Source organism: Sphingomonas sp. SRI_018, from assembly GCF_057586275.1.
Genome location: NZ_JBYCZO010000001.1, coordinates 1,403,141 through 1,426,257, shown reverse-complemented (window position 1 = coordinate 1,426,257; position 23,117 = coordinate 1,403,141). Strand labels below are relative to the sequence as shown.

Here is a 23,117-nt window from a genome sequence, read left to right as displayed (position 1 = left end):
CGCCGTTAAGGGGCGCCGGTGCATATGGCAATGCATGATGAGCGAGCAGGGGAGGGCGTCAGGTCGATTATGGCCGGTGCGGGGTCAACACCGGATTTGAACAGCGGCTTTATCTCTCGTGGCGGTACCTAGGCCCAACTCCTTGAGTGTCGGACAATATCCGCTTACCTCTCGTCCAAGCCAGCTCGGTTTAAGGGGGATTTCTTTTGCGCGATCGACTGCCCGGCAGGAGTAGCGAACGGCGGAGCGTCGAAACGGGGCAGCCCGGGCCGGATGCCGACGATCGCCACGATACCGCTGCCGGGAAGCATACGGCCATCGCGACCGCCGACATCATGGCCGCGCGGGGATCGAGCGGCGTCATCGGATCCGCTGCGGGGCAGGTCGCCCGGGCGATTGGCATGGACATCCTGAGGGGCACGATCGCGCCGGGGCAGAAGCTGCCTGCCGAGGAGGATATTCTCGCCCGTTTCTCGGTTTCCAGGACCGTCCTGCGCGAGGCTCTGAAAATCCTCGAAGCCAAGGGGATGGTGAAGTCCAAGACCCGAATCGGCACGGTCGTCCGGGATCGCCACAGCTGGAACTTTTTCGATTCCGATGTCCTGGCATGGAAGATCGACACCGGGCTCGATGCGGCGCTGCTGCAGACGTTGCGGGAAGCGCGTCTCGCGGTCGAGCCGTTCGCCGCGCGGCTGGCTGCCGAGCGGGCGACGCACGCGGACATGGCGGAGATGGCCGAGAGCGTGCGGCTGATGCGCGAGGCGGTGGGGGACCGGCATCTGTTCGCGCAGGCGGATCTGCGGTTCCACCGCGCGGTCGCGGCGGCGTCGGGGAATTTCGTCCTGGGGTCGTTCGCCGCCGTCATCGAGACGGCGCTCGTCTGCGCCACGCTCCTGCTGCCGCTGGAGGATGCCTCGCTGCGGACCGAGGCGGTGAACCGGCATGAGGACCTGCTCAAGACGATCGCGCGGCGCGAGACCGAACGCGCTGCCCTGCTCATGTCGGACATGATCAATTTCGGCGCCGCGGTGGGAGAGGTGCCGCTGCCGCAAGCGGAGGCGTCTGAGGCTTAGGACGGATCGACATTTGAGGTTGCAGGTCTTCCGTAGCCCGGTTTCCAACCGTCACCCCGGACTTGTTCCGGGGTCAACTGAGCCTCGCGGGCTGCTTTCAAACCTCTTGTTCAGTCCTTGCCTACCGGTGGACCCCGGAACAAGTCCGGGGTGACGGTGAGGAGGGTTGAGAGGTCAGTCTTTTCCTCAAATGTCGATCGTTCCCGGCGCCGTCGCTTTCAGAACAGCTTCAGCTCGACCAGGCGCACCGGGTGGCCGTTCGCGGAGGTGGAGGCCACCCGAATCCGGGAGGTCCGCACTTCGCGCCATCGGACGTGCGTGATGCCGTTCGGCGCCACGGCCGTCGTTCGGGCGACGTCAACCCATCGGTTGGCCTGCGCGTCCCAGCTTTGCAGGCGAACGTCGGCCGGCGCGGCGATCTTGCGGCCGTCGGCGAAGAAGGCGAGTTCCGCCCGCGACAGCGCGACCGGTTGTTCGAACTCCACCGCGAACCATGGGTTTTTGTCGTCCGCGGCGGAGGTCCAGCCGTTCGCCATCTCTGGGAAGAACCAGACCCGGCCGTCGATCGCGTCGTGAAGCGCCTCCGGATCGGGATTGCTGGAGGCGCTCGGCCGGGGAAAGGTGCCGCGGACAAGCTGGACGGCGCGGTCGATCGGGCGCGCGATGGGGGAGGGGGCCACTCGCGCGAGAGGGACGACGATCCGTCCAAGGTCCGCGCGTCGCGCGACTTCCTTGCCGTCCGCCTCGACCCGAAGCCCCGCGCCGCGGCCGTAGTGGCGTCCGTCCGCATCCCAGGTCACCGACAGCGTGCGGCCGTGATAGGGGATGCCCTCGGCCCGGAACCATGACAGCCCATCCGTGCCGGATGCGGGGATCAGCGGATTGACCTCGAGCATGTCGTCGGCGCGTGGGCGGATGCCGACCAGGCCCGTCATCATCAGGTCGATGAAGCCCGAATGGAAATAATGATGGCTCCGCGCCAGTCCGACGATCGGCTTGCCGGTCGCGGGATCATAATCCTCCTCGAGGTCGAGGCGGTCGCCCTGATAGTGAAGCCTGGCATATTGCCGCAGCAGCCGCAGGAAGTCGTTCCGCGTCACCGTCGACTGCTTGTAATGGTCCAGCAGGTTGATCATGCCGGCGAGGACCTGCGTCGTCTGGAAGGGCCAGACCGGGCCGTTCCACTGGCACTCGGGCGCGGTGCCCTCGTAACGGAACTGGCGCATGTAATGGGGATAGCTCGGCTCGACCGTGCGCAGCCCCGCCGGGCCCGCCAGCCGATCGGGATCGAGCAGGTGGCGCCACGCCGCGGCATAGCGACGATCGTCGTCCGGCAGGTCGAACGACCATGGCACATAGCCGACGAGCTCGCGTCCGCGGATCGGCTCCCAGTAGCGGACGTGGTCGTTGGACACTTTGTAGCGGTCGATGAAGTGCTCGAACGCCGGGTTCCACAGATCGCGCTGGACATGGGCCTTGATGGCCTCGGCGCGCGCCGCATAGTCGGCCGCGGCGGCCTCGTCGCCGGCGAGCATCGACAGCTGCGACAGCGCCCGGGCGTTGGCGAACATATAGGCGTTGATCGACGGCCGAAACGCGTCGCCGCCGCGGAAGCCGTCCTTGCCGCCCGAAGCGTCGATCGACGATATGGTGTATTCGGTCGCGTCGAGCAGCGGCTCGATCCAGTAGAGGCCCTTGGTGAAATCGAGATGATCGTCCCAGGCGCCGAACAGCAGCCGCATGGCACTCAGGTGACGCAGCGCCTCGGCGCGGTCGCCGTCGACGAGGTAGCGGCTCCAGACCGCGTCGGCCATATAGTCGGAGAAATGGCGGTCGTTCCCGCCCCGGTACATATAGTCGACATAGTCCGCGGCGAACCGGCGGTCGCGCATCCACCTGAGCTCGCCGAGGTGAAAGCCCGTCGCGTCATTGAGGCTGGCATAGGGCTCGCGCTGCCACGACACGTCGTCGAGGAACTCGGTGGTGATATAGCCCTGCGCGCCGATGTCGCGCTGGTGCGCGCGGACGATCTGCCAGCGATAATAATAGACCGCATCCAGCGTCGGGTCCGAGGACTCGAACAGCGGGATCCGGTTCCGATACCATTCGGCGTCGTTGCCGAACCGGGCGGCCAGTGTCGCTTCGGCGTTGCTCGCCGCTGCCGACGGCGCTGTCGCCGTAAGCAATGCCGCGGCCAGCAGGCCGGCTCGGAGGTGCCGACGCACCGCCGCGCCAAGCCCCGTCGCGATCGGAGGACCGGAACGTCTTGGGATCATCGGTCCTCCGAAATGCGCGGGCAGGCTATCGTGCCTTAGCGGCAGATCAGTTGAAGCTGTAGCGCACCCCGACCGCGAAGGTCCGCGGGATCAGCACGGTGCCCAGGTTGAACTGATCGGCGTTGCCGACGTCGGCGAAGCGGTAATATTCCTGCTGCTTGGATCGCGTCAGGTTCACCGCGTCGAAGGTCAGACCCAGCCTGTCGGTGAGCTTGGCGGTCAGCTGGAAATCGAGGCTCCGTTCCGGACGGCGCCACACGCCGATCGGATTGGCGAACAGCCGTGCCTCGTTCCGGGCCAGGAACTCCTTGCGGTAGACGTACGACAGCCGCGCGCCGATCGGGCCGTGATCATAGGCGAGCGTCGCATTGTACGAGAGGTCGGAGACCCCGAAGAAGGACGAACGGTCCTGCGCGATCAGGTTGCCGCCATTGTCGTAGCGCGGGATGTTTTGCGACGAATCGAGCACCGTCACGCTGCCCTGAACACCTAGTCCGTCGAGGAAGCTCGGCAGATAATGCGGGAAGTAGGTGACGCCGATTTCCACGCCCTTCAGCACGCCGTTCGATGCATTGAGCGGCCGGGTGATCGCGAAATAATCGGTCGCACCCGCGACGATGCCGTTGTTCGGGATATATTCGAGCTGGGTGACCGGAACCACCAGCCCGTCGATCTCGCGCCGGAAGCCCGTCACGGTGATGGCGCTGTCGCGGTCGAAGTACCATTCCACCGCCACGTCGTAGTTCTTCGAATGGGTGGGCCGCAGGTTTGCGGTGCCGGCGGTGCCGCTGCCGTAGCCCACGTTGGTGAGGTCGCCCGTCAGCGCATAATTCGGGTTGATGTCGCCGAAGTTCGGCCGGCGCAGCGTTTCGCCATAGTTGGCGCGGATGCGCAGGTTGTCGGTGATTTCATAACGTGCCGTGAAGCTCGGCAGGAAACGCTGCGACCCCGGCGAGGACGAGGATTCGGCGCCGTTGTTGTAGCGATCGAAGAAGTGCGCGTCGGTATCGACGGTGACATAGCGCACGCCCCCCTGGAGCTTCAGCGGGCGGCCGAAGATCGACACCTCCGCATCGGCCTGAATGTAGGCGGCGAGCGTGATCTCGTCGACGTCGAAGGTCTTGGTCAGCGAAAGCTGGTCGGATGTCTTCAGGCCGTACAGCCCGCGGACCTGGTCGGCATTGTCATAGAGCCAATAGCCGTTCGCCAGCACCCAGCTGCTCGGAACGTCGGCCCGGCCGTCGAAGAAGTCCGAGTTGGTGAAGGTCGCGCCCTCCGGCAGGCTCGACAGCGGACGGCCCAGCACGCCGGCGTCCTGCGTGCGCACCGCGTTCGACGCTTTGCGGTCGTCGAAGCGGAAGCCGGCCTTGATCTGGCGGAGGAAGCCCGAATCCCAGGTGTAGTTGCCGTCGAGCGTGAAGGTGATCGCGCTGCCCTTGTCGCGCGACGCATTGTCGTAGAGCTGCGCGACGTTCCAGACCGAGGGATCGGTCAGCAGGGAATCGTCATCGAAATGATAGGACGGGATGCCGCCGCCGGCGTTGAAGTCCGCCGTGATCTGGTTCGCCACCCGATCGGTGCGCATCGCGATGAACGAGGTGTTGTAGGTGCTAGTCTGATAAGCGACGTCGGCGACGATGTTGCCGCGATGGCCGAGGTCCCACTTGCCGTTCAGCGCATAGACGAAGCTGTCGGTCTTGTTCCGGGTATAGTCGCCGCTGTTGAAACCGTAGACGCTGTTCGCGACGCGCGACTTGACGATGTTGGTGCCGTCGTAAAGCGTCGGCGACTGCGGGTTCGCCCAGAAATCGACGAAGCTGAACTGGAGGCTGTTGAACGTCTCGCCGCGGAAGCCCGCGTAGAAGGCTTCGGCGGTATAGACCGAGCTCGAGTTCGGGGCCCATTGCAGCGCGATGTTGGCGGATGGGCGCTCGCGCTTGCCGTACAGGTCGGAGCTGAACACCGCGTCGCGCGAGAGATAATAGGGGGTGGTGACGCCGTTCACCACCATTGTCGACCCGGCCTCGGTCGGCAATCCGCGGTCGAGCCCCACGTCCCATTCGCCCAATCCCGGCGCCACGACATAGTCGCCCGTGACCGGGTTCCGGCCTGCGGGGAAAATGCGCTGCAGCGGCGTCAGCCCGGTGCCGGCGGCAGGGGTCTCGGTCGCGAACGGCACCAGCGCGCCCGCCGTCGTCGACATCGTCCGGTATTTGCTGCGCGTGTAGCTGCCGTTCACCAGGATGCCGATGTCGCCGATACCGGTCTCCCAGCGGTTGCTGACGAGCAGCGCGGCATTCGGGTTCACCTTGTCGGCTTCCTGGTCGTAGATGCCGCGCGCCAGGGCGGAGAGGGCGAAACCATCGAAGTCGAATGGCCGCCGCGTCACCACGTCGACCTGGCCGGCGAGGCCGGTCTCGATCTGGTCCGCCGAACGCGTCTTGAAGACGTCGACGCGCTTGATGAGGTTCGCCGAGACGTCCTGGAGCGAGAAGGACTGGCCGGCCGCGGTGAAGATGTTGCGGCCGTTGAGCGTGGTCAGCGCATCGGGAAGGCCGCGGATCTGGATGCCCGCCGCCTCGCCGCTCGCGCGGTCGGTCACCTGAACGCCGGTGATGCGCTGAAGCGCCTCGACGACGTTATTGTCGGGCAGTTTGCCGACGTCCTCGGCCACCACCGCATCGACGATCTGCGTGGAGTCGCGGCGGCGGTTGAGCGCGCCGACGATCGAGGCGCGCACGCCGGTGACGACGATATCCTGCTGCTGGGGGTCACCGGTGTCATCGGCCGCGGTGCCGTCGGCGGCCTGATCCTGTGCCGCTCCGGCGTCGCTTGGCTGAGCCTGGGCATAGGCCGGGCCTGCGACGAGCAGCGCCAGAATGGATACCGATGCGAGATTGCGAGGCTTGAGTGCCATGTGTTCTCCCCTCCCTTGGATGGTTGCCAGAGCGCTTCTCGGGGCGCTCATTACTCATACATTATCCTATGTCGAGTCGTGAGCTGCCGCAAGAGGGAACGCGCGTTTTGACGCCCTTTTGCTACGAACGGCCAGCGATCGGTTGTCGGACTATAACGATTACAATAATCCGTATCGTCATGCCGGACTTGTTCCGGCATCCACCGCCCCGCAAGGAACTGCGGCTCATGGTTTCCGATGGATGCGCCGGAACAAGTCCGGGGTGACGATAGGGTGACGGATTCCCGTAATCCGCTCCGCTACGCGCGCGGCAGCGGCCCGTTGGCGACCGGCAGGCCGAAATCCGGCGTCCCGTCCGGGCGGTAGCGGATCGGCTGGATCCGCGTGTGGCGGTTGGGATCGAACAGCGGGTCGCCCACGATCTTCTCATAGTCGCGCGCGTGGTAGACCAGCATGTCGCGACCGCGCTCGTCGACGGTGAAGCTGTTGTGGCCGGGGCCGAATATCTTGTGCTCCGGCGAGGTTTTGAACACCGGGACCTGCGACTTGGTCCAGGCGGCGGGATCCATGATGTCGGCGTCGTCCCGCGCGGTGAGCAGCCCCATGCAGTAGCGCGCATCGGTCGCGCTCGCCGAATAGGTCATGAACAGCCGGCCGTTGCGCGCGAGCAGCGCGGGGGCTTCGTTGACCTTGAAGCCCTGGACCTCCCAGTCGAGCGTCGGCACCGACAGGCGCGCCGGCTTCGCCGCCAGCGTGAGCGGCGTCGCGAGCGGAGCGATGTAGAGGTTCGAATTGGTGTCGATCCCCGGCTCGCGCTGCGCCCAGGCGAGGTAGCGCGTGCCCCGGTGGACGAAGCTGGTCGAATCGAGGTTGAAGCTGTCCCACGGCGTCTGGAGCTGACCCAGCACCGACCATGTTCCGGTCATCGGGTCCGCGCCGTCGCAGGCGATCGCATAGGTGCGGATGCGGAACACGTCCTCGCCGCCGCCGCTGGGGCCCGCGGCGAAGTACATGATCCAGCGCCCGTCGATGAGGTGCAGCTCGGGCGCCCAGATGAAGCCCGACATCGGCCCGCTGTCGAGATGGCGCCACAGCACCGCCTCCTTGGCCGTGGCGAGCCCCGCGAGCGTCCGCGAGCGGCGCAGCACCAGGCGGTCGTACTCGGGGACCGATCCGGTCATGTAATACCAGCCGTCGGTGTGGCGGAACACCTGCGCGTCGGCGCGCTGCCGCACCACCGGATTGACGATCGTCGGTGCCGCCGTCTGCTTCGCAAGGAGCGGGGCAGCGCTCGCGGCCGCGGCGCCGGCGACGAAGGTGCGACGGGAAAGCAGGTTCATGGGAATCAGTCCTCAGCTTGCGGCCAGCCGTCCGCGCCCCAGCGGATCGGGGCGATCCGGAGCGTGGGGGCGCCTTTGTTCTCGCGATCATAGGCGTGGTAGACGAGATAGTCGGTGCCGCGGTCGTGCATTACGCCGGCATGGCCGGGGCCGCGGAAGCGCTGCTTCTCGGGCAGGTCGGCGCGCAGCAGGATCGTGCCGCCGCCATTCATCATCGCGCTGCCGTCTTTGCCCAGATAGGGGCCGGTGATTGCCTTCGAGCGGCCGACGACGGTGTAATAGGTGCTGTTCACGCCCTTGCAGCAATAATCGTAGCTGGCGATCAGCCAGTAATAGCCGCCGTGCGTGATGATGAACGGCGCCTCGACCGGGTCGGGCGCCCCGGCGGGGGCCGGGCGGCGCGCGAGCGAATGGGGCTTTTCGCCGGGGTGGAGCAGCTTGCCGGTCTTGGGATCGAGCGCGAAGAGCTTGATCCCCGACCAGAAGCTGCCGAGCGCCAGCCAGTGGCGCCCCTCGCGGTCGATGACGAAATTGGGGTCGATCGCGTTGAAGTCGTCCTTCTCGGTCGACATTACCACCAGCCCCTCGTCACGCCAGCCGTAGCCGGGTGCGGCGGGATCGAGCGTCGAGCTGGTGAACAGCCCGATCGCCGACCGGTTCGAACCGAAGGTGGAGACCGAATAATAGAGGCGGTAGCGGCCGTTCACATGGGAGATATCGGGCGCCCACATGTCCTTGGCGCCCGGAACCGCCTTCAGCGCCCAATCGGGGATGCGGTCGATCAGCGGCCGGCCGGCGGTCCAGTGCACGAGATCCGTCGACGTGCGCGAGCGGATGAAGCGGCCGCCATCGCCGCCGGTGCTGAACACGTAATAGGTGTCGCCTTCGCGGATCAGCACCGGATCGTGCGTCGGGACGAGGTCGCCCGTCAGCCGATCGTTGAGCGTGGCCGGGCCACCCTGCGCCCCTGCCGCCGTGGCGAGCAGGAGAGCGAGGGTAGCCGCCACGATCCTCGGTTGCACGGCCACGCCCCGATGCCCGTCAGCGCAGCTCGAGCATGACGACCGATTTCGCCGGCAGCGTCGCCGTCAGCTTGCCCCCGGCCAGCTTGGCGCCGGTGAACCGCACCGGTGCGACGGTGGGAGCGACGCCATAACCGTTGGTCGCGGTCATCGTCGGCGCGGTTAGCACCTGCCCGCTCACCGTCCGCGCGGAGAGGCCGGTGAGCGTCGTCGTGACCGTCGCCGTCTTGTTGGGATCGAGGTTGGCGAGCGCGACGTGGACGACACCCGCCTTGTCGCGCACTGCCGAAGCGCTGACCGAGGGCATCGACCATTGGCCTCGCGTATAGGCCGGCGCCTCGACCGTGATCGGCAGGACGGTGGCGTCCATGTACGGCTTGTACATCATGAAGACCTGATAGGTCGGCGTGAGCGCGATCTTCGCCCCGTCGGTCAGGATCATCGCCTGCAGCACGTTCACCATCTGCGCGATCGCGCTCATCTTCACGCGGTCGGCGTGCTTGGCGAAGATGTTGAGGTGGACGGCGGCGACCAGCGCGTCGCGCAATGTATTGTGCTGGCGCAGGAAGCCCGGATTGGTGCCCGGATCGGACGCGTACCAGGTGCCCCATTCGTCGACGGCGAGGAAGATGCGCTTCTGGGGATCGTACTTGTCCATGATCGCCGAATGTTTGGTGACGAGCTCGTCCATCCGCAGCGCCAGGCTCATCGTCTCCGCCCAGCCGTCCTCGCCAAAGTCGCTGGAGTTGGCGCGCGGCGGCCAGCTGCCCGGCACGGTGTAATAGTGGAGCGAGAGGCCATCGACCTGGCCCTTCGCCTCGCGGATCATCGTCTCGGTCCACTTATAGTCATCGACGTTCGCGCCCGAGGCGATCTTGAGGATGCGCGTACCCGCCGGCGCCTTGACGAAGGTCGCGTAGCGGCGCGTCACGTCGGCGGCGTATTCGGCGCGCATGTTGCCGCCGCAGCCCCACAGCTCGTTGCCGATCCCGAAATAGGGGAGCGCCCAGGGGGCCTTATGGCCGTTGGCAGCGCGCTCGTCGGCGAGGCTGCCGGCCGGTGCGGTCATATATTCGACCCACTCGGCCATTTCCTGCGGGCTGCCGTTGCCGACGTTGCCCGAGACATAGGGCTCGGCGCCGACCTGCTCGACCAGGTCCATGAACTCGTGGGTGCCGACCGTGTTGGGCTCGGTGACGCCGCCCCAATGGGTGTTGATCTTGACCGGGCGCTTCGTCTTCGGCCCGATGCCTTCGCGCCAATGATATTCGTCGGCGAAGCAGCCGCCCGGCCAGCGGATCACCGGGACGCCGAGCTGCTTGAGCGCCGCGATCACGTCGTTGCGGAAGCCGCGCGTGTTGGGGATCGGTGAATCGGGCCCGACCCACAGGCCGTCGTAGATGCCCTTGCCGAGATGCTCGGCGAACTGGGTGAAGATGCGGCGATCGTAGACGGGCCCGGGCGTGTCGGCGCGGACCACCGCGGTGGCCTGCGTCTGCGCGGGCGCCGCGCCCGGAACAGCAACCGCCGCCGCCAATATGCCGAACGCCGTCATGACCCGAAGCTTCATCGCATCCTCCCTGTTTCGCCGTGATCCGTGCGGCACCACCGCCATGGACATTCTTTATACTCAGACATATTCTTCTCCAAAACGCAATCGTCGTTTGAAGTCGGCGGTCACGTTGATAAGAGTCAGCTCGGGAGGATGGCGATGACGGATCAAGCGCGCCCGAACGGGGCGTCGGAGCGCGAAACCGCCAACGGACGCCAGCCGCGCGGGACGGGGCGGCGGCTGCACGGTGCGATCGCGCACAAGCTCGGGATCGACATCGTCTCCGGGGTCTATGCGCCGGGCGACACGCTGTCGGGTGAGATCGCCTTCTCCGAGGCGCTCGACGTGTCGCGCAGCGCCTATCGCGAGGCGGTGCGGGTGCTGGTCGCCAAGGGACTGGTCGAGAGCCGGCCCAAGGCGGGCACGCGCGTGCTCCCGCGCGAGCGTTGGAACCTGCTCGATCCCGACGTCCTCGCCTGGGCCTTCACCGGCGAGCCCGACATCCACTATGTCCGCTCGCTGTTCGAGCTGCGCGCGATCGTCGAGCCCGCCTGTGCGGCGCTGGCTGCCACGCGCCGCGACCGTGCCGAGCTCAAGGCGATGAAGGATGCGCTCGCCGCGATGCGGCGCCACACGCTCGCGACCGAGCAGGGGCGTGCCGCCGACCGGGACTTCCACCATGCGATCCTGCGCGCGACGCACAACGAGACGCTCGTTGCCCTGTCCGCGAGCATCGGCGCCGCGGTCAACTGGACGACGCAGTTCAAGCAGCGCCTGCGCGAGCTGCCGCGCAACCCGATCCCGGATCATGCGCGCGTGTACGACGCGATCGCGGCGCAGGACGCCGACGCCGCGCGGGACGCGATGCGGGTGCTGGTTGATCTCGCGCTTGAGGATACGCGGACCTCGATGGCCCGCTGACCGCGTCGCGTCATTCGACGGCCATGATTCAAGCCCCTCCCCTTCAGGGGAGGGGTTGGGGTGGGGTCTGGCCTCAAGCGATAGGGCCTGCCGCACTGCCCCACCCCCAACCCCTCCCCTGAAGGGGAGGGGCTGAGATAAGTAGCGGGGGCCGTAGATCGATCCTAATTGTCCGACTTGTCGCCGCCGACACGCGTTACAGCGCCCGCACCGCGACCGTCACCGCGGCAGCCTGTCCGATCGGGTTGCGCACCGGCAACGAAAAGGGCGCGGCGGCGATCTCGAACACGTCGCCGGTCTGGGTCCGCACCTCGTCGCTGAACGAAAGCGTCGCCGTGCCGAAGAAATGGACATGGACGTCGCCGGGCCGGCGAAACAGGTCGTATTTGAAATGATGGTGCTCGAGGTTGGCGAGGCTGTGCGACATGTTCGCCTCGCCGGAGACGAACGGCTTTTCCCAGATCGTCTCGCCGTTCCGGACGATGCGGCTCGTCCCCTCGACATGCGGCGGCAGGTCGCCGAGCAGCAGTTCGGGGCCCAGCGCCGCGGGCCGGATCTTCGAATGCGCCAGCCACAGGTAATTGCCGCGCTCGGTGACATGGTCGGAGAATTCGTTGGCGAGCGCATAGCCGAGGCGGACCGGCGTGCCGTCGTCGGCGATCAGGTAGATGCCGGCGATCTCCGGCTCCTCGCCCGCATCGAGCGCGAAGGCGGGGGAGGGCAGCGGTGCGTCCGGCGCGACCAGCTGCGAACCGTCGCCCTTGTAGAACCATTCGGGCTGGACGCCAGGGCCGCTCTCGGGCTTTCCGCCCTCGACGCCCATCAGGAACATCTTCATCGAATCGGTCTGCTGCGCCGCGTCGGTCATCGCCCGGTGCATCTTGTCGCGCCCCTCGGCCGAGCCGAGATGGGTGAGGCCGGTGCCGGTCAGCAGCAGATGGGCGGGGTCCTGATGGTCGATCGGCGCGAGGAGCTCGACCGACGCGAGGTCGAGCGCCGGTCCTTCGCCCGCGGCCCCGACCAGCGCGGCGAGCGTCGTGCCCTCGGCAAGCGCCCGGCGCGCGAGGTCGAGCGTCGAGCCCGCACCCGGCACCACGGCCGGCGCTCCGCCGTCGCGGATCGCCGCCACGCCGCGCGAGCCGTCGGTGGTGCGGTACTGAATCAACGAAATCGTCATGAACTAACTCCTGGTGGTCGCGCGCGGCGTATCAGCTGAGCTGCTGGTCTTCGATCGGCTGCTCCCCGCCCGAGACGACCGGCTTCGATCCCCAGACAGCGTAGAACAGGACATAGAGCTCGCACGCCGCGGTCAGCAGGAACGAGGTCTGGAGCCCGTAACGGTCGGCGAGCCAGCCCTGCACGATCACCAGTGCCCCCCCGGCGATCGCCATGATCAACAGGCCGGAGCCTTCTTCGGTCAGCGGACCAAGGCCGCGGATGCCGAGCGTGAAGATGGTCGGGAACATAATGGAGTGGAACAGCCCGACCAGAATCAGCGACCACATCGCGACCGGACCATGCGCGAAGGTCGTCACCACCATCGTGACGAAGGCGCCGATCGCGAACCAGGCGAGCACGCGCTCACCCGGCACGCGGCGCATGAGGAAGCTGCCGACGAACCGGCCGACCATCATCCCGCCCCACAGCAGGAACAGGTAATGCGACGCGCGTTCGTGGGTGAGGTTGCCGATGTCGGGCTGACTGACGAAGTTAATGAACAGGTTGGCGACGCCGATCTCGGCGATCAGGTAGATGAAGATCGCCGGCACGCCGAACACCAGATTGCGATGGCGCCACAGCGAATGGCCCTTGCGCTCCTCTGCCGAGACGCGACGGGTCTCCGCGCCCATATCGGGCAGGCGGTAGCGCGCGATCACGATAGCCAGCACCACCAGCACCGCCGCGACGATGAGATAGGGAAGCTGAACGGCCTGTGCGTCGGCGAGCCGCTCGGCGGCGGTCAGCTTGCCGGGATCCGTGGTGGTGCCCGAGGTCGAGCGGCCGAGGATCAGATAGCCGCCGAACAGCGGCGCCAGTGTGGTGCCGAGCGAGTTGAACGCCTGCACCAGGTTGAGCCGCGACGATGCGGTCTCCGGCGGTCCGACCACGGCGACGTAAGGGTTGGCGGCGACCTGGAGCAGCGTGATTCCGCTCGCGATCACGAACAGCGCCACGAGTGTCACTTCATAGGACGGGATGCGCGCTGCGGGGATCATCCCCAGCGCACCGGCCGCCATGATGATCAGGCCGATCACCATCGACTTCTTGTAGCCGATTCGTTCGATCAGCTTGGCCGAGGGGATCGAGGCGACGAAATAGGCGATGAACCACACGCTCTCGATCAGCGTCGTCTGGGTGTAGTCGAGGTCGAACACGCTGCGCAGGTGCGGCAGCAACGTGTTGTTGATGACTGTGATGAAGCCCCAGATGAAGAACAGGCTGGCGAGCAGTCTCAGTGCCCCGCTATAGACGGCGCCGGTAGACGCCGCGCCGGGGAGCGCGTTGTTGGAACCGAATGCGGCAGGCATGGAATACCCCTCCCGTGTGTCCGCCCGGACGGCGCGGACTCTCCTTTACAATTTGTCTGAGTTTAAACTAGAGAACGGGCAGGTCAATCGGGAGGGGATGATGGCATCGTTCAAAACCGCGACAGTCGGGCTGTTCGGCGTCGTGCCGCTCGCGGCGGCGCTGCTCGCCTCGACCAGCGCCCATGCCGCCACCGCCGAGCGTTCCGCCTTCGGCAAGCTCGCGGACGGAACAGTGATCGAGGCGGTGACGCTCACCGGGACGAATGGCGTTTCGGCGCGCATCATCACCTATGGCGCGACGCTGCAGGCGCTGAACGCGCCCGGCCGCGACGGCAAGAGCGTCGACGTGACGCTCGGCTATGATGATCTCCAGAGCTATATCGACCACCCCAATTATTGGGGCCAGACGATCGGGCGCTATGCGAACCGGATCGCCGGCGGCCGCTTCACGCTCGACGGCAAAAGCTATCAGCTGACCCAGAACGACAAGGCCAACTCGCTTCACGGCGGCACGATCGGCTTCGACAAGCGGGTGTGGCGGATCGTCGCGGTGAAAAATGGGCCCGAGGCGAGCGTGACGATGGCGCTGACCAGCCCGGCGGGCGATCAGGGCTATCCCGGCAAGCTGGAGGTGACGACCACCTTCACGCTCGACGACAAGGGCAGCCTGACGATCGACTATGACGCGAAGAGCGATGCGCCGACCGTCGTCAACCTTACCAATCACGCACTCTTCAACATGGCCGGAGAGGGGGCGCCTGCCGGCATCCTCCAGCACCGGATGACGATCCCGGCCAGCCGCTACACCCCCGTCAACGCTGCGCTGATCCCGACCGGCGAGCTGAAGCCCGTCGCCGGCACGGTCTTCGACTTCACCCAGGGCCGCGTCATCGAGGACGGCATTCGCGATGGCTGCGATCCGCAGATCGTGATTGGACGCGGCTACGACCATAATTTCGTGCTCGACGCAGGCAAGACGGCCGAGCCCAAGCTCGCCGCCCGGATCGAGGACCCCGCCTCGGGCCGCGTGCTGGAGGTGCTGTCGGACCAGCCCGGCATCCAGGTCTATACCGGGAATTTCCTGGACGGCACGCTCATCGGCAAGGGCGGGCATCTCTACCGTATGGGCGACGGCATCGCGCTCGAGCCGCAGGTCTTTCCAGACACGCCCAACCAGCCCGCCTTCGGTTCGGCGCGCGTCGCGCCCGGCAAGCCCTATCGCCACCGTATGATCTACCGCGTGTCAGTCGCACGCTGAGCTTAGAGAGAACCGATCGACATCATGGCCGATACGCCAACCCCGAAACTGCGCAGCCGCGCGTGGTTCGACAATCCTGCCAACATCGACATGACGTCGCTCTATCTGGAGCGGTATCTCAATTATGGCCTCAGCCTGGAGGAGCTGCGCTCGGGCAAGCCCATCATCGGCATTGCCCAGACCGGCAGCGACCTCTCGCCCTGCAACCGCCATCATCTCGTCCTGGCCGAGCGGGTGCGGGAGGGCATCCGCGAGGCGGGCGGCATCGCGATCGAATTCCCCGTCCATCCGATCCAGGAGACGGGCAAGCGCCCGACGGCCGGGCTCGACCGCAATCTTACCTATCTGGGGCTGGTCGAGGCGCTCTACGGCTATCCGCTCGACGGCGTCGTGCTGACCACCGGCTGCGACAAGACGACGCCGGCGCTGCTGATGGCGGCGGCGACCGTCAACATTCCCGCCATCGCGCTGTCGGTCGGGCCGATGCTCAACGGCTGGCACAAGGGCGAGCGGACCGGCTCCGGCACGATCGTGTGGAAGGCGCGGCAGATGCTTGCTGCAGGTGAGATCGATGACGAAGGCTTCATCGCGCTCGTCGCCTCGTCGGCGCCGTCGACCGGCTATTGCAACACGATGGGCACGGCGACGACGATGAACAGCCTCGCCGAGGCGCTGGGCATGATGCTGCCCGGATCGGCGGCGATCCCGGCGCCCTATCGCGACCGTCAGGAGGTTGCGTGGCGGACGGGGAAGCGCATCGTCGCGATGGTTCACGAGGATCTGAAACCCTCCGACATCCTGACCCGCGAGGCATTCGAGAACGCGATTGTCGTCAATTCGGCGATCGGCGGCTCGACCAACGCGCCGATCCATCTCGCTGCGATCGCGCGGCACGTCGGCGTCGACCTGCCGATCGAGACCTGGCAGGAGCGGGGGCACAAGGTGCCGCTGCTGGTCAATCTCCAGCCCGCGGGCGAGTATCTGGGCGAGGATTATTACCGCGCGGGCGGCGTGCCCGCGGTGGTCGGCCAGCTGATCCGCCATGGGTTGATCCACGAAGGCGCGATGACGGTGAACGGTCGCACCATGGGCGACAATTGTCGCGGCGCGGCGATCGAGGACGAACGGGTCATCCGCCCGTTCGAGGCGCCGCTGGTCGAGGACGCGGGCTTCATCGTGCTCAAGGGCAATCTCTTCGACGCGGCGGTCATGAAGACCAGCGTGATCGGGCCCGAGTTCCGCGAACGTTATCTCTCCAACCCCGACGATCCCGATGCGTTCGAGGGCCCCGCCGTCGTCTTCGACGGACCGGAGGATTATCACGCGCGGATCGACGATCCCGCGCTCGACATCACCCCCGATACCCTGCTGTTCATGCGCGGCGCGGGGCCGGTCGGCTATCCGGGCGCGGCCGAGGTCGTCAACATGCGCCCTCCCGCCTATCTGATCCGCGAGGGCATCCATGCGCTCCCCTGCATCGGCGACGGACGCCAGTCGGGAACGTCAGGATCGCCGTCGATCCTCAACGCTTCCCCGGAGGCCGCCGTCGGCGGCGGGCTCGCGCTGCTGAGGACCGGCGACCGCGTCCGCATCGACCTGCGCCGCGGCACCTGCGACGTGCTGATTCCCAACGCAGAACTGGCGGAGCGGCGTCGCGCATTCGAGGAGGCCGGCGGCTATTCCTATCCGCCGTCGCAGACGCCCTGGCAGGAGATCCAGCGCGCGCTAGTCGGGCAGATGAGCTCCGGTGCGATCCTGGAAGGCGCGGAAAAATACCAGCGCATCGCCCAGACGCTAGGATTGCCGCGCGACAATCACTGAGTCTGTCTGAAGCAGCGTAAGTGCTCCTGCGAAGGCAGGAGCCTTGACCGCAAGCGATCCCCGGCGATCCAGGGCTCCTGCCTTCGCAGGAGCACGATTCCATAAAAAGGACCCCGGCCACCGCAAGGCAGCCGAGGTCATCCGTCCTGGGAGGAGGGACTCAGAAGGCGTAGCGCGCGCCGAGGAAGAACTGGCGGCCGCTGTGCGTCAGGACGTTGAGGCGGTTGGATGCGTCCACGAACTGGTCGTTGACCTGGTCGGTGAGATTGATGGCTTCCAGGCTCAGCTTCAGGCGGTCGGTCACGTTGTACGACATCTGCGCATCGACGTTGGTGGTCGAGTTGGTGCCGTTGTAGCTGTTGCCCTCGGTCCCCGGCACTGCCGTCAGATACTTTGACCGGTAGGCGACCGAGCCGCGGATCGAGAATTTCTTGGTCTCGAAATAGAGCGTGCCGTTGGCGGCGTGCTTCGACAGGCCGATGAGCGACGCACGAACGGAGTCGGTGCCGGCCGAATTGGTCAGATATTCGATGTTCGAGTCGACATAGGTATAGTTGGCGAGAATGCCGAAGTTCGAGAGGATGCCCGGCAGGAAGCTCAGCGGCTGCTGCACGTTGACCTCGAACCCGCGCAGGCGGCCGCCGTTCGAGTTGACCGGCTGGCTGACGATGAAGCTGTCGGTCGGCCTGGCCGTCGTCCCGTCGAGCAGCGAATCGGGGAGGCCGAGGTCGCGGAAGGGCACGTCGTCCGACAGCGTCTGGACGAATGTGCCGATGTCCTTCTGGAAACCCGACACCGCATAGATCGCGCCGCGCATCGGATACCATTCGATCGACACGTCGTAGTTGGTCGAACTGGTCGGCATCAGGTCCGGGTTGCCGCGGCTGAAGGTGCGGTTGCCGCCCGACACGCTGAGGTTGCCGCCCGGCGTGATCGACGCGATGCCGGCGCGCGCCAGCGTCTTGGCCGTGCCGAAGCGGACGAGCAGCTTGTCGGTCACGTCCACGACCAGATTCACCGACGGCAGCCAGCGATGGTAGCTGCGGTCGGCGGTCACCAGGTTGAAGGTGCCGCCCTGGCTGGCATAGCCGGTCGAGACCTGGTCGGTGTTGACGTAGCGCACGCCGACGTCGCCGCGGATAGGCAGGCCGGCATCGGCGAAATTGAATTCCGCCATGCCCCAGACGCCGAGATCCTTCTCCTCGACGGTGATGTAGGAACCGCGCGCCGAGGCGTTCTCGACGCCGCCGGTCGCATAGAGCGGGTTGGAATAGATGCCGTAGAGCGCGGCGAACTTGGCGAGATCGGGCACGGCCCAGGATGTGATCGTCCCCGCAGGCACATCGAGCCCTTTGCCGAAGCCCGAGAACACCGTTGTTGCCGCGGCGAGCTGTGCCGGGGTCAGCGTCTGGACCACCGTCTCGCCCTGGAGGCGGCGGCGTTCGGTCGAGCTGTATTCGAACTTGCGCCAGTCGACGCCGGCCTTGAGCTTGGCGAGCGGGCTCACCGTCCATTCGGCGAAGGCCTTGGCGTTGGTGAAGCGGTTGTCGACCGTCTGCGGCCGGATGCGGACCTCCGACGTGCCGTTGGTGAAGGCGAAGGTCCCGGGGTTGGTCACGTCGACGCCCGGCTTGATCACCGGGAAGCGGCTGGAGAAATCGTAGAAGAAGTTCGAGGTGTTCGCCGCGTCCATCGTGACGGTGGTCTGGACGGGGTTGCTGAACGACGAATCGGCGTAGCCCACCACCGCGCCGACCTTGAAATTCTCGCCGAACTTCTGGTCGAGCGTCGCGGTGACCTGGTAGAAATCGGTCTCGAGCTCGTCGTAGCGCGACTGGGTGCGCAGATCGACGTTGTCGAAGGTGCCGCTGACGATGTTGTTGCCCTCGACCACGCCGTCGCGGATGATCGTCTGCGGCTTGCCGGAGCCGCCGCGGCTGAAGCTGATCGCCTGGAACTGCGCTTCCTTGCGGGTGCCGTCGAGGCGCGAATAGAGCGCGTCGATCGAGATCAGCGTCCGGTCGGTCGGCTGGAACTGGATCGATCCCGCAGCGCCGAGGCGCTTCTGGAAGATGTCGTAGCTGACCAGGCCCGGGATACGGGGGTGGTAGAGCGCGGTCGCGGGGTCGCTGTTGTTGATCTGAGCGATCGTATAGCCCGGCAGCGTCGAGGCGGCGTTGAACCCGCCGTTGAAGCCGCCATAGGTCCAGCGCGTGATGTTGGCGCCCTCTTCCTTGAGCGCGCGCTCCTCATAGGCAACCGACAGCAGCACGCCGAAGCGGCCGTCGGCGGTGGAGGTCGAGACGAGTCCGGAGAAGCGCGGCGTCACCTTCTCGCGCAGGTCGTTGTAGCTCGCCTGCGCCGACAGCGAGACGGTCGGCTTCTTGAAGTCGAAGGGGCGGGCGGTCTGGAGGTCGACCGTCGCGCCGAGCGATCCTTCCTCGACGTCCGCGCTCGCGGTCTTGCGGACGGCGAGGCTGTTGAACAGGTCGGACGAGAAGATGTTGAAGTCGAAGCCGCGGCCGCGGTTGACGCCGCCCGAATTGTCGGTGCCGCCGGTCGTGCCAATCGCCTCCATCCCGTTGATGCGGACGCGGGTGTATTCGGGTCCGAGGCCGCGGACGGAGATGTTGCGGCCCTCGCCGTTGACGCGGCTGATCGCGACGCCGGGAATGCGCTGAAGCGATTCCGCCAGGTTGAGGTCGGGGAACTCGGCGACGTCCTCGGCCTTGATCGCATCGATCGTCCCGGTCGAGGTGCGCTTGATGCTGAGGGCGCTGTTCAGGCTCTCGCGGAAGCCGGTGACGACGATGTCCTGCTGCTCGTTATCGATCGCTGCTGGTGGGGCATCCTCCGCCTGCTGCGCCTGTGCCGGCAGCGCTGCGAATGCGACCAGCGCGGTCGAGGCCGCCAATATGGGCTTGATGCGACGAATGGCGATCATGCAGCCGAATCCCCTCTCTGTATGGTCGCGGCTTCGTGCAGAGCCGCTTGGCGTCGAGGGTGGTTAGCGCTGGGGCGGCGGCGATGGCCAACCTGATTACGGCATCGATCGATGCACGACGCGCACCGAACGAGGCGGCACCGAGACGGCAGGTGCCGCGATCATGCCAAGCCGTGGCTCGATCATCCCCGTTTTGGACTTGGACCGCGCTTCGCCGGACGCCTAGCATCGGGGCTACTGAACCAGACGCAGCGCCCCGGGAGACGGGCGCAGCGGCGACAGGGAGAGCGGCGTGACCAGCGAGGCAGGAATAGAGGCCGATCAGACCGTGACGGCGCGCCCGACCCGCGTGCGCTACTGGATCATCGCGCTGATCTTCATCATCACCTCGATCAACTATGCCGATCGTGCGACTTTCTCGATCGCGGGGAGCGCGGCCTCGGCCGAGCTCGGCCTGTCGCCGGTGGCGACCGGCTATATCCTGTCAGCCTTCGCCTGGGCCTATGCGCTGGCGCAGATCCCTGGCGGGGCGCTGCTCGATCGGTTCGGGACCAAGCGCATCTATGCCGGCGCGATCGCGATCTGGTCGCTGTTCACCGCGAGCCAGGGGCTTGCCGGGCTGATCCCCGGCATTTCTGCGGTGGCGATGCTGTTCGCCCTGCGTTTCCTGGTGGGGCTGGCGGAGGCGCCGTCCTTTCCTGGCAACGCGCGGCTGGTCGCCGCCTGGTTCCCGGCACCCGAGCGCGGTACCGCGTCGGCGATCTTCAACTCGGCGCAATATTTCTCGCTCGTCGCCTTCGCGCCGCTGATGGGCTGGCTGGTCCATGCGTTCGGCTGGCGCGCGGTGTTCTGGGTGATGGGAGCGTTGGGGCTGGTCGCCGCCTGGGTCTTCGTCCGCTTCATCCACAGCCCCGCGCGGCATCCGGCGATCAACGCCGCCGAGTTCGCCGCGATCGAGGCGGGCGGCGGGCTGGTGCGGATGGAGGACGAGGCCGCGACGCGCGCGCCGTCGTTCGAATGGGCCAATGTCCGCCAACTGCTCGCCAGCCGGATGATGCTGGGCATCTACCTCGGTCAATATTGCATCAACGTGCTGACCTATTTCTTCGTCACCTGGTTCCCGATCTACCTGGTCAAGGAACGCGGGTTGAACATCATGCAGGCGGGGTTCGCCGCGGCGGCGCCGGCGCTGTGTGGGTTCGTCGGCGGGCTGGCGGGCGGCTATGCGTCCGACCTGATCCTCAAGCGCACCGGTTCGCTCGACCTCGCGCGCAAGGCGCCGCTGGTGGTCGGCATGATCCTGGCGACGCTGATCATCGCCTGCGTCTGGGTCGAGGCCGAGTGGCTGGTGGTGACGCTGATGGCGGTCGCCTTCTTCGGCAAGGGGATCGCCTCGCTCGGCTGGGCGGTGATGGCCGATGTCGCGCCGCGGCAGCTCGCCGGACTATCGGGCGGGGTGTTCAACATGTTCGGCAACATGGCCGGCATCGTCACGCCGATCGTGGTCGGCTACATCGTCGCCGCGACCGGGTCGTTCGACCTGGCACTGGTGTTCGTCGGAGCGCATTGCCTGCTCACCATCTTCGCCTTCCTCGTGATCGTGGGGCCGATCCGGCGGCTGGAACTCGCCTGATGAAGACCGATCGCCGGACGTTCCTGGGCGGCGCCGCGGCGCTGGCGCTGCCGGCGGCGGCGCGGAGGGCCAATCCGACGCTGACGGTCTCGACGCCGATGGCGGCGCCCGGCTGGGCCGCGCTCCAGCGCCGCCTGCTCGACGCGAATGCAGCGGCGTGCGAGGCTTTCTACGCCAAATATGTCGATGCCGACGATGCGCTGCGCGTCTTCGTGCGCTGGGGCGCGAACGACGGGCCCGACGACGCGGCCGAGGCGACCAACGACTGGGCGATCCTCCACGCGCTCGGCGGATCGGATCGCATCCTGGAGCTCACCCGCCGCTTCTGGGAGGGGCACCTCAGGCAATATGCCGCGGCGCGGACGGTCGACGTGCCGATCGCGCGGGACGGCATGTATTTCCGCGAGTTCCCGGTGCAGATGGACTGGCAGCACAATGCCGAGGGGCTCACCACCTTCAATTGCATGGGACTGAGTTCGCCGCGCGACGCCCGGCTGATTGAGCGGACGCGACGCTACGCCGATTTCTATACCGGCCGCGATCCGTCCGCACCCAATTACGACCCCGAGCGCCGGCTGATCCGCAGCCTGCTGAACGGCAGCCGCGGGCCGATGCTGCGCCGGGCGACGCCGCTCGACTGGGCGGGCGATCCGTTCGATCCCGCGCCCTTCCACATGGAGCATGGCGAGGCGAGCTATCGGCAGACGCTCGACCATTATGCCGAGTACGGCGACGTGATCGGCGACAATCCGCTCAACCTCCAGGCGACGACGCTGGGGCTCAACGCCTATGCGCTGGGGGGAGGGGAGCACTACCGCCGCTGGGCGCTCGACTATCTCGACGCCTGGGTGGAGCGGGCGCGGGCCAATAACGACATCGTGCCGAGCCATGTCGCGCTCGACGGCACGGTAGGCGGGGGCTGGTGGAAGGGCGTCTACGGCTGGGGCTTCTCGCCGGTGGTGCCGCAGACCGGCGCGCGCGAGGATCGCAATCGGGTGCCGCGATCGATCACCGCCTTCATGAACGGCACGCTGCTGACCGGCGACGGCGCCTATATCGAGGTGTGGCGGCGGCAGAACGCACGACTCAACGGTCTCGCTCGGATGGTCGGAGGCACGCTATCGGTGCCGACGATGCACGGCGCGGACGGCTGGTACGGCTGGAAGCCGGCACCCTATCGGACCAACGGCTTCGAGATCTGGTACGTGACGCAGAGCGCCGCCGACCGCGAGGCGGCGGGCGATCATCCCTGGATCGCCTTCCTGGAAGGGCGCAATCCCGGCTATCCGGTCGAGGCGCTCAATGCGGACCTCGCCCGCGTCGCCGAGCGAGTGAAACGGCGCGAGCAGGACCGGACCACGCCGGCGACGCGGCTCGCCGACTGGCCGATCGACATCAATCCGGCCAGCGTCACCAGTCTGATCCAGACGATGACCGGCGGGCTGCACATCGCGCGCCCGCCCTGGTCGCGCACCTCGCCTCCGCAAGGCGGCGTGCCGCTGCATTGCCGGCTGCGCTATTTCGACCCGGAGCGGCGGCGGGCGGGCGTGCCCGAAGGCGTGGCGGCGCTGGTCCATGCGCTGGGCGACGCGTCTACCGAAGTGACGCTGGTCAATCTCGACCGGCATCGGGCAAGGACGGTGACGGTGCAGGGCGGCGCCTACGCCGAGCACCGGATCGAAGCGGTGATCGTCGGCGGGCGGCGGATCGACGTGAGTGGATCGGCCTTCACGCTGCGGTTGGAGCCGGGATGCGGCGCGCGGCTGGCGATCGCGATGCGACGCTATGCCAATCGTCCGGCGCTCGCCTTTCCGTGGGATCGGGCGTGAAGC

The 23,117-nt window shown here is 66.9% G+C and carries 13 protein-coding genes and 1 pseudogene; 6 read left to right on the top strand and 8 right to left on the bottom strand.

The features are described from left to right. Positions 1-206: 206 nt before the first annotated feature. Positions 207-1,073: a FadR/GntR family transcriptional regulator gene (locus AC2YHA_RS06505; protein WP_233786324.1), complete on the top strand. Its 867-nt coding sequence runs from the start codon at positions 207-209 to the stop codon at positions 1,071-1,073. A gap of 218 nt (positions 1,074-1,291) precedes the next feature. On the opposite strand, the gene AC2YHA_RS06500 is transcribed toward AC2YHA_RS06505, so the two are convergent. The 5 genes and pseudogenes from AC2YHA_RS06500 to AC2YHA_RS06480 all read right to left on the bottom strand — a co-directional run bounded on the left by AC2YHA_RS06500 (position 1,292) and on the right by AC2YHA_RS06480 (position 10,198). Further along, a complete protein-coding gene (locus AC2YHA_RS06500; RefSeq protein WP_487400817.1) occupies positions 1,292-3,298 on the bottom strand; it encodes an MGH1-like glycoside hydrolase domain-containing protein in 2,007 nt (668 codons plus the stop codon). A gap of 97 nt (positions 3,299-3,395) precedes the next feature. Then, positions 3,396-6,266, bottom strand: coding sequence for a TonB-dependent receptor (locus AC2YHA_RS06495; RefSeq protein ID WP_487400816.1), 2,871 nt, complete (start codon positions 6,264-6,266; stop codon positions 3,396-3,398). A 308-nt stretch (positions 6,267-6,574) separates the two neighbouring features. Then, a pseudogene (locus AC2YHA_RS06490) lies at positions 6,575-7,606 on the bottom strand (glycoside hydrolase family 43 protein); the annotation flags it as partial. 5 nt (positions 7,607-7,611) lie between these two features. Continuing rightward, a complete protein-coding gene (locus tag AC2YHA_RS06485) occupies positions 7,612-8,628 on the bottom strand; it encodes an arabinan endo-1,5-alpha-L-arabinosidase (protein WP_487400815.1) in 1,017 nt (338 codons plus the stop codon). A gap of 19 nt (positions 8,629-8,647) precedes the next feature. Continuing rightward, complete coding sequence (locus AC2YHA_RS06480; protein ID WP_487400814.1) at positions 8,648-10,198, bottom strand: alpha-N-arabinofuranosidase; 1,551 nt, start codon at positions 10,196-10,198, stop codon at positions 8,648-8,650. A gap of 141 nt (positions 10,199-10,339) precedes the next feature. Here AC2YHA_RS06480 and AC2YHA_RS06475 point away from each other — a divergent pair, with 141 nt between their 5' ends. After that, entirely contained in the window at positions 10,340-11,101 is a 762-nt protein-coding gene (locus tag AC2YHA_RS06475; protein ID WP_233786328.1) for a FadR/GntR family transcriptional regulator, read from the top strand. Between the two features lie 196 nt (positions 11,102-11,297). Here AC2YHA_RS06475 and araD1 read toward each other — a convergent pair whose 3' ends face one another. Both araD1 and AC2YHA_RS06465 read right to left on the bottom strand, forming a co-directional pair. Then, the gene (gene araD1, locus AC2YHA_RS06470; RefSeq protein WP_487400813.1) at positions 11,298-12,278 is read right to left on the bottom strand and encodes an AraD1 family protein; all 981 of its coding nucleotides are present in this window, start codon (positions 12,276-12,278) and stop codon (positions 11,298-11,300) included. A gap of 31 nt (positions 12,279-12,309) precedes the next feature. Continuing rightward, positions 12,310-13,629, bottom strand: a complete 1,320-nt coding sequence (locus AC2YHA_RS06465; RefSeq protein WP_487400812.1) for a sugar MFS transporter — start codon at positions 13,627-13,629, stop codon at positions 12,310-12,312. A 100-nt stretch (positions 13,630-13,729) separates the two neighbouring features. On the opposite strand from AC2YHA_RS06465, the gene AC2YHA_RS06460 reads away from it, so the two are divergent. Both AC2YHA_RS06460 and AC2YHA_RS06455 read left to right on the top strand, forming a co-directional pair. Beyond that, entirely contained in the window at positions 13,730-14,887 is a 1,158-nt protein-coding gene (locus AC2YHA_RS06460) for an aldose epimerase family protein (protein WP_487400811.1), read from the top strand. A 24-nt stretch (positions 14,888-14,911) separates the two neighbouring features. Next, the gene (locus AC2YHA_RS06455; RefSeq protein ID WP_487400810.1) at positions 14,912-16,708 is read left to right on the top strand and encodes an IlvD/Edd family dehydratase; all 1,797 of its coding nucleotides are present in this window, start codon (positions 14,912-14,914) and stop codon (positions 16,706-16,708) included. Positions 16,709-16,868: 160 nt separating this feature from the next. Here AC2YHA_RS06455 and AC2YHA_RS06450 read toward each other — a convergent pair whose 3' ends face one another. Beyond that, entirely contained in the window at positions 16,869-19,652 is a 2,784-nt protein-coding gene (locus tag AC2YHA_RS06450) for a TonB-dependent receptor (RefSeq protein WP_487400809.1), read from the bottom strand. Positions 19,653-19,944: 292 nt separating this feature from the next. Here AC2YHA_RS06450 and AC2YHA_RS06445 point away from each other — a divergent pair, with 292 nt between their 5' ends. Together AC2YHA_RS06445 and AC2YHA_RS06440 are read left to right on the top strand one after the other, a co-directional pair. Next, on the top strand, positions 19,945-21,285 hold the full coding sequence (locus AC2YHA_RS06445) for an MFS transporter (protein ID WP_487400808.1): 1,341 nt from the start codon (positions 19,945-19,947) through the stop codon (positions 21,283-21,285). Then, the gene (locus AC2YHA_RS06440) at positions 21,285-23,114 is read left to right on the top strand and encodes a DUF8034 domain-containing protein (protein WP_487400807.1); all 1,830 of its coding nucleotides are present in this window, start codon (positions 21,285-21,287) and stop codon (positions 23,112-23,114) included. Before AC2YHA_RS06445 ends, AC2YHA_RS06440 begins: the two co-directional genes overlap by 1 nt. Positions 23,115-23,117: the final 3 nt, after the last annotated feature.

Excerpts from the sequence above, each read along its gene's own strand:
- AC2YHA_RS06495 (WP_487400816.1), bottom strand. The coding sequence starts at position 6,266 with ATGGCACTCAAGCCTCGCAATCTCGCATCGGTATCCATTCTGGCGCTG.
- AC2YHA_RS06480 (WP_487400814.1), bottom strand. The coding sequence starts at position 10,198 with ATGAAGCTTCGGGTCATGACGGCGTTCGGCATATTGGCGGCGGCGGTT.
- AC2YHA_RS06475 (WP_233786328.1), top strand. The coding sequence starts at position 10,340 with ATGACGGATCAAGCGCGCCCGAACGGGGCGTCGGAGCGCGAAACCGCC.
- araD1 (WP_487400813.1), bottom strand. The coding sequence starts at position 12,278 with ATGACGATTTCGTTGATTCAGTACCGCACCACCGACGGCTCGCGCGGC.
- AC2YHA_RS06465 (WP_487400812.1), bottom strand. The coding sequence starts at position 13,629 with ATGCCTGCCGCATTCGGTTCCAACAACGCGCTCCCCGGCGCGGCGTCT.
- AC2YHA_RS06460 (WP_487400811.1), top strand. The coding sequence starts at position 13,730 with ATGGCATCGTTCAAAACCGCGACAGTCGGGCTGTTCGGCGTCGTGCCG.
- AC2YHA_RS06455 (WP_487400810.1), top strand. The coding sequence starts at position 14,912 with ATGGCCGATACGCCAACCCCGAAACTGCGCAGCCGCGCGTGGTTCGAC.
- AC2YHA_RS06450 (WP_487400809.1), bottom strand. The coding sequence starts at position 19,652 with ATGATCGCCATTCGTCGCATCAAGCCCATATTGGCGGCCTCGACCGCG.
- AC2YHA_RS06440 (WP_487400807.1), top strand. The coding sequence starts at position 21,285 with ATGAAGACCGATCGCCGGACGTTCCTGGGCGGCGCCGCGGCGCTGGCG.